At 57.5% G+C, this 5,779-nt stretch carries 8 protein-coding genes; 2 read left to right on the top strand and 6 right to left on the bottom strand.

Annotation, left to right across the window (positions count from 1 at the left end; genetic code table 11):
- Positions 1 to 558 precede the first annotated feature (558 nt).
- Together AB4043_RS14605 and AB4043_RS14600 are read left to right on the top strand one after the other, a co-directional pair.
- Positions 559 to 1,176, top strand: a complete 618-nt coding sequence (locus AB4043_RS14605) for a LysE family translocator (protein WP_442300200.1) — start codon at positions 559 to 561, stop codon at positions 1,174 to 1,176.
- 110 nt (positions 1,177 to 1,286) lie between these two features.
- On the top strand, positions 1,287 to 2,030 hold the full coding sequence (locus tag AB4043_RS14600; protein WP_442300199.1) for an SDR family oxidoreductase: 744 nt from the start codon (positions 1,287 to 1,289) through the stop codon (positions 2,028 to 2,030).
- A 142-nt stretch (positions 2,031 to 2,172) separates the two neighbouring features.
- On the opposite strand, the gene AB4043_RS14595 is transcribed toward AB4043_RS14600, so the two are convergent.
- From AB4043_RS14595 to cyoE, 6 genes are all read right to left on the bottom strand, one after another.
- On the bottom strand, positions 2,173 to 2,949 hold the full coding sequence (locus AB4043_RS14595; protein WP_442300198.1) for a glycosyltransferase family 2 protein: 777 nt from the start codon (positions 2,947 to 2,949) through the stop codon (positions 2,173 to 2,175).
- Positions 2,950 to 2,994: 45 nt separating this feature from the next.
- Positions 2,995 to 3,324 (bottom strand): iron donor protein CyaY, encoded by a 330-nt coding sequence (gene cyaY, locus AB4043_RS14590; protein ID WP_442300197.1) that lies wholly within the window; start codon positions 3,322 to 3,324, stop codon positions 2,995 to 2,997.
- Between the two features lie 136 nt (positions 3,325 to 3,460).
- Entirely contained in the window at positions 3,461 to 3,928 is a 468-nt protein-coding gene (locus AB4043_RS14585; RefSeq protein ID WP_442300196.1) for a single-stranded DNA-binding protein, read from the bottom strand.
- A gap of 167 nt (positions 3,929 to 4,095) precedes the next feature.
- Complete coding sequence (locus AB4043_RS14580; RefSeq protein WP_442300195.1) at positions 4,096 to 4,320, bottom strand: hypothetical protein; 225 nt, start codon at positions 4,318 to 4,320, stop codon at positions 4,096 to 4,098.
- Between the two features lie 21 nt (positions 4,321 to 4,341).
- Positions 4,342 to 4,776, bottom strand: a complete 435-nt coding sequence (locus tag AB4043_RS14575) for a DUF420 domain-containing protein (RefSeq protein WP_442307364.1) — start codon at positions 4,774 to 4,776, stop codon at positions 4,342 to 4,344.
- Positions 4,740 to 5,779: heme o synthase (gene cyoE / locus AB4043_RS14570; protein WP_442307363.1), on the bottom strand; the 1,040-nt coding region annotated here is incomplete at its 5' end. The genes AB4043_RS14575 and cyoE, both read right to left, overlap by 37 nt.

Genomic DNA, 5,779 nt, shown 5'->3' with positions numbered 1-5,779 from the left:
TTCCTAACCCACCCTAGCGTTGCGAGGGCGGGGCACCCGGGCGGGAAAAGTACCAAGGGCAGGGTCGGGCCATAATAAGCGCTGAAGGCGCGCTCGATATCAGCCTGGGGCAACTCCCCAGGTTTTGACGCCCCATAGAAAATAAAGGGCTGAAGGCCCGTTCCATAGTTCTTCAGTAGAGGCGAATTTGTCGATACCACAATCAAAAGGCTGAAGGTTTCTTTCACGTAAGGACATAAGAGAATGGATAAATATGACATCTATGTTCAGATGTTCGGCGTGATCTGGGTTATCGGTTGCAGCCATTTGTGATCAAGGCCTCTGATCGAATAGCAGCATGGAACGCAAGATTTGGTATCAAAATTAGTTCCAGGTTCTCTCGCATCTTTTTCACTTTCACGTTACTTCTCGGACTCTTCGGAGCTATCAAACTTGCAGTGGAGATCATCGCCAAAAGTGGGTCATAGCTTGTCATTGAGACTCATTGATTGCGTTTCCCAACCGCCCCATCCCCGTTTCTGCTGGTAAGCGGCACGGCCCAACTGGTACGGTTCTGGTATGCACGCTTCCCAACTGACCCTCTACATTGGTGCGGTCTTTATTCTGGCTATCGCACCCGGGCCGGATAACATTCAGGTTCTTGTTCGCGGCATCTCGCAGGGACGTATGGCCGGCTTTGTCGCTGCCTGCGGCTTCGCCTTCGGTGTCATCTTCCACACGACCATTGCGGCTGTTGGGCTGGCTGCGGTCCTGCGGGCCTCTCCGGTTGCATTTCAGATGATCAAGTACGCCGGCGCCGCCTATCTGTTCTGGATCGGTGTCAAGTGCTGGCGCAGCGGCTCGTTCTCCGTTGCAGGGAACGCACCGAAGAAGTCGCTGGGGCTGGTCTTTCGCCAGTGCGTCATCGGGAGCATGCTGAATCCCAAGGTGACGCTCTTCTTCCTCGTCTTTCTGCCACAGTTCGTGCAGAAGAACGGGACTTCGCCGGCAATCCAGATGATGATTCTCGGCGGCATCTTCATGATGATGGCCTTCCTCGTCTTCAGCACGATCGGCATCTTTGCCGGAACTGTAGGCGCGTGGCTCAAGCGGAACCCAAAGGCAGGCGTGTGGCTTGATCGCCTCGCCGGGACTACATTCATTGGTGTAGGTCTGAAGGTTGCGTTTGGAGACTAAAAAGTCGTAGAGAGTTTGTTGTCTCATTGCAGAGAGATCATTGCATCTCTCTCGGTTTTATCGTGATCTAACCTCTCGCACCTACAACAGGGACTACAAGGAGAGATGCCATGGCAGAGACAAAGAAGGTTGCGCTCATTACCGGAGCAAATAAAGGAATTGGCTTTGAGACCGCCAAACAGCTCGGCGAGCAGGGAATTACCGTCGTGGTTGCCGCCCGCGACCAGCAGAAGGCCGATGGCGCCGTCCAGAAGCTGAAGGCCGCGGGTATCGATGCTTATCCCGTCGTGCTGGAGATTACCCGCTCCTCCGACTTCCCGAAGGTGTATGACTTCCTCGACAAGACCTTCGGCAAACTCGACATCCTGATCAACAATGCCGGTGTCAGCGAAGGCGGCGACGACTGGATGGCGAACACCGCGCCGACCGTGACACAGAAGCAGTTGCGCGACGTCTTCGATACCAACTTCTTTGGCCTGATTGAGCTGACGCAGATACTGCTGCCGCTCGTCCGTAAGAGCCCAGAGGGACGCATCGTGAACCTCTCCAGCATTCTGGGCTCACTCACGCTGCACGCCGATCCAACGTCGCCGATCTACGGCAGCAAGATGGTCGCGTATAACGCTTCAAAGGCCGCGCTGAACTCCTACACTATCCATCTGGCGGCAGCGCTGAAGGATACGCCGATCAAGGTCAACGCCGCTCATCCTGGTTGGGTCAAGACCGATATGGGCACCAGCGCCGCTCCGATGGAGATTCCCGACGGCGCGAAGACCTCAGTACGCCTCGCCACTCTGCCCGCCGACGGACCGACAGGCGGCTACTTCCATATGGACCAAACGCTCCCTTGGTAGGGAGCGTTCGTTAAAAGTTGCAAGTTAAAAGTTAAAGCGTTAAGGCTGTGGTTGTTGAGGTGAACGTGTCTCACGCCACAGCCTTTTCCTTCGTGCGGTGAGGTCGACCATTCCGGTCGCCACGACCTTAACGCTTTAACTTTCAACCTTTGACTTTTAACCTGGCTTTGTCCAGCTCCCACGCCTTCGCATACTTCCAGCTCGCATAGGCAGCATGGTAGAGGTGGAGCATCAGGCCTTCGCGGCCGTCGAGGAAGCCGAGGCGGAACCAGAAGTTCCATTTCAACTGAAGCACGGGCCGGATGACCACGTTCCAGACGAAGGTGAGATAGCCGCGGCTAACCACGCCTTGTTGGGCCAGCATCTCGGAACCCAGCCCACTGTAGCGGTTCATGTGGTCCACGAAGCCGGAGATGGTGGGATAGGGATAGTGAACCAGTGCGCCTTCCAGCTCATCCGATTCGCCTTCAAAGCTGATCGTCTCGTGCACCAGGCGAGCACCGAAGGTGGCTGCGCCGCGACGGAAAAGCCTAAGCTTGCTGTCAGGGTAGAAGCCGCCATGCCTGATCCAGCGGCCGAAGATGATGTTCCTGCGCGGCAGATAGTAAGCGTCGTGCGGAGGATTTGAAGGCAGCAGAATACGCAACTGCTCGGCAAGCTCAGGGCTTACCAGCTCGTCGGCGTCGAGCGAAAGAATCCAGTCCCCGGTGCATTTAGCAATTGCCGAGTTCTTCTGTCCGGCATAGCCCTTCCAGGGTTCTTCGTAGACCTTGGCGCCGAAGCTGCGGGCCAGCTCGACGGTTTTATCGGTGGATCCGGAATCCACCACAATGACCTCATCGGCGAACTGCAGCGAGGGCAGAGTTCGGCGGAGGTTCTCTTCTTCATTCAGGGTAATGATGGCGACAGAAAGCGTCATCGTACGCTCAGACTAACCGCGCCCGGGCGATCTGGGTAATAAAAATTAGCCAAGCGTGATGGAATCGTCGCTGAGATGCTCGCGTAACAGACGCTGCGTCAGCGGTTGCAGCGCTTCGCCGGTCTTTGGCAGCACAAACTGGCCATCGTGCCACTCCAGCTTGAACGAGGTTGACAGAGCCGAGATCCAGATCTGGCGGACCGGCGTATTCGGTGTAAAGACGAACTTTGCGCTGCCGTCTTCAAACAGAACATTCAGCACGCCATTCTTCTCTTCCACCTCGAAGCCGCCATCTTCTTCGGCTTCAATCAACGCCTGCTTCAGGCTCTCGAGAGCGGTGTCACTCTCCCTGCGAAATGCGGCTTCGTCCAGCATGGTTTCAGTCTACCAATCCCAGGCCAAATCTCGGAGGGCCTGGYGACCTCGTTCGCTGGCGTAAGGTCTCGGGCCAAAGACGAAGCCGCGCCTGGCACAGCGGCCGGGCGCGGCGAAAGGAACGGAGAAATGCCGGTTAGAAAGGAATATCGTCGTCGGTGATACCGGTGCCGGCGAAGTCGTCCACCGGGGCAGGCGAACTGGAGCCGAAGCTCGCGGTGTTGCCGCGCGAATAGCCGCTGCCACCACCCTGGCCGCCCTGACCACCACCGCCACCAAGCAGCGTGAGCTCATTCACCAGGATCTCGGTACGGTACTTCTTCTGTCCGCTTTCCTTGTCGTCCCAGCTCCGCGTCTGGATCTTGCCTTCGACGAAAAGCTGCGTGCCTTTCTTGACGTAGTCGCGAACGATCTCCGCGGTCCGGCCGAAGCAGACAAGGTTGTGCCATTCGGTCTTATCAACCCAGTTGCCCGTCTGATCTTTCGCGCGTTCGGCTGTGGCCAGGCCGAACGTTCCCACCATCGTGCCGCTGGGGGTCGAGCGGATCTCGGGATCCTTGCCCACATTGCCCAACAGAATCACTTTATTTACACCACGCGCCATATCGTTTCTCCACTTCTCTCTCTAGAGCATTTTCCCTGTTGCTGGGTAGCCCGRAAGRGGTGTGCAGCGGCGTTTTCATTGAGGAAAACGCCCATAGATGCACAAGCCCTACACTACACCTACAGGAAAATGCTTTAATCGGTTGCACCGAGGATACTAGTATCCAACTATTCCCTCAAATCCTTGAGCCACTTCGCCATCCCTAAAAGGGAGAGCAGGCAGCCCATAGGCAGGCAGCACATGGCCACCATCAGGCCCAGCCAGCCCGTGTTCGTATGAGGGCCCTGCCGTGTAAGTCCACCGAAGACAGTGGCCGTCAGCAGCGCGGACAAAAGTCCCACCAGTAGAATGCCGCCGCCGTACTGCAACAGAATTTTCGTGTCGTTCTTCATCTCTCGAATTCGCACAGCCCCTTAGCGCCGGATCGCCGCCTGCATGAGGTAAACCACGACGCCGGTGACTGAAACGTACATCCACAGAGGGTAGGTGTACTTCGCCAGAGCACGATGCTGCGGAAAGCGTTCTGTCAGCGACAGGAAGAAAGTGATCAGAACAATCGGCAGCGCAACCACGCTGGTAAGAATGTGCGAGATCAGAAGCAAAAGATAAGTCCACCAGACGCCGCCGGTGTGTGCGATCGGCAGTTTGGTCTCGCCATGCAATGCAAAATTACCCAGGTAGCTGACCAGGAAGAGCGTCGAAAAGAAGAATGCCGCAAACATCATCGTGCGGTGTTGCTTGACCTTCTTCGCCATGATGAAGCGCACGCCGATCAGGATGCAGATGGCGCTGAGCCCATTCAGCAGGCCGTTCAGCGCAGGCAGGAAGGCGAGTTGTGTGCCTGCCATATCGACCGGCTGATGGAAATAGACAAGCTTCCCTGGGCGTTCAGCATCATGGCCGCCAGCAACAGCGGCAGATAGATGACAGACGCTTTCAGCAGATCGCGTGCATAGGCTCGCGACGTCAGTGGGTCTGTTTCTTTCAGAATCCTGGCGAAACGCACTGTGTACCACAGGTAGCCAAGGCTCAGGATGGTTGCGGCGATGGCGTAAGGAATTCCGGTCACTCCCAGCCATGTCGTCCACAAGCTCACAGGAATCATGAGTACGGCGTAGAAAAGGCTTTGGGCCACGGTCGTTAGCCCGTTGGGCGAGACGACGGGCGTCATCTTGATGCCGGCGTTGGCATAGTCTTCCCGGTACATCCAGGCGATGGCCATGAAGTGCGGGAACTGCCAGACAAAGAGCACGGCGAACAGCGCGACACCGGGCCACTCGATCATGCCACGGGCAGCTGTCCAGCCGATGAGCGGCGGCAGGGCGCCCGGAAAGGCTCCGATGAAGGTCGCCAGCGTCGTCATGCGCTTCAGCGGCGTATAGATTCCGACRTAGCCGACAGCGGTGATAAGCGTGAGGGTACCGGTCAGAAGATTGGTCTCGTGCGCCAGGAACATCGACCCGAAGAAGACGGCCGCGAATCCTAGAAGCAGGCCATGCAGCAGACCGATACGGCCGGCCGCCATGGGACGGCGCGCTGTGCGTCGCATCTGTGCGTCGCTGCGGCGCTCCAGGGCTTCATTCAGCGCTGCGGAGCCGGCAGTGACCAAGGCCATGCCACCCAGCGTATAGAGCAGGCCCATGTTGAAGGGGCTGATGCCACTACGGAGCGAGCCCAGATAGAAGCCGGCGGCGCCGGTGATGACGACGAGCAGGGTGACACGGGCCTTGAACAGCTCCGCATAGTCCATCATCCACTCGCGAAGCCGTGAGGCCGCGGCGGAGCCCGTCAGATCCTGAGTTGTTGCCGGGGATTGCACGCTCCTACTAGGATACCGCGCTGATTTCTGCC

It is taken from the genome of Terriglobus sp. YAF25, from assembly GCF_052113305.1.
Classification (GTDB): Bacteria; Acidobacteriota; Terriglobia; order Terriglobales; family Acidobacteriaceae; genus Terriglobus.
Note: the sequence above shows the minus strand (reverse complement) of the source record. Positions and strands in the feature narration are given on the sequence as shown.

Coding starts and splice junctions, on each gene's coding strand:
- AB4043_RS14580 (WP_442300195.1), bottom strand. CDS start 4,320: ATGAAGAACGACACGAAAATTCTGTTGCAGTACGGCGGCGGCATTCTA.
- AB4043_RS14605 (WP_442300200.1), top strand. CDS start 559: ATGCACGCTTCCCAACTGACCCTCTACATTGGTGCGGTCTTTATTCTG.
- AB4043_RS14585 (WP_442300196.1), bottom strand. CDS start 3,928: ATGGCGCGTGGTGTAAATAAAGTGATTCTGTTGGGCAATGTGGGCAAG.
- AB4043_RS14600 (WP_442300199.1), top strand. CDS start 1,287: ATGGCAGAGACAAAGAAGGTTGCGCTCATTACCGGAGCAAATAAAGGA.
- cyaY (WP_442300197.1), bottom strand. CDS start 3,324: ATGCTGGACGAAGCCGCATTTCGCAGGGAGAGTGACACCGCTCTCGAG.
- AB4043_RS14595 (WP_442300198.1), bottom strand. CDS start 2,949: ATGACGCTTTCTGTCGCCATCATTACCCTGAATGAAGAAGAGAACCTC.
- AB4043_RS14575 (WP_442307364.1), bottom strand. CDS start 4,776: ATGGCAGGCACACAACTCGCCTTCCTGCCTGCGCTGAACGGCCTGCTG.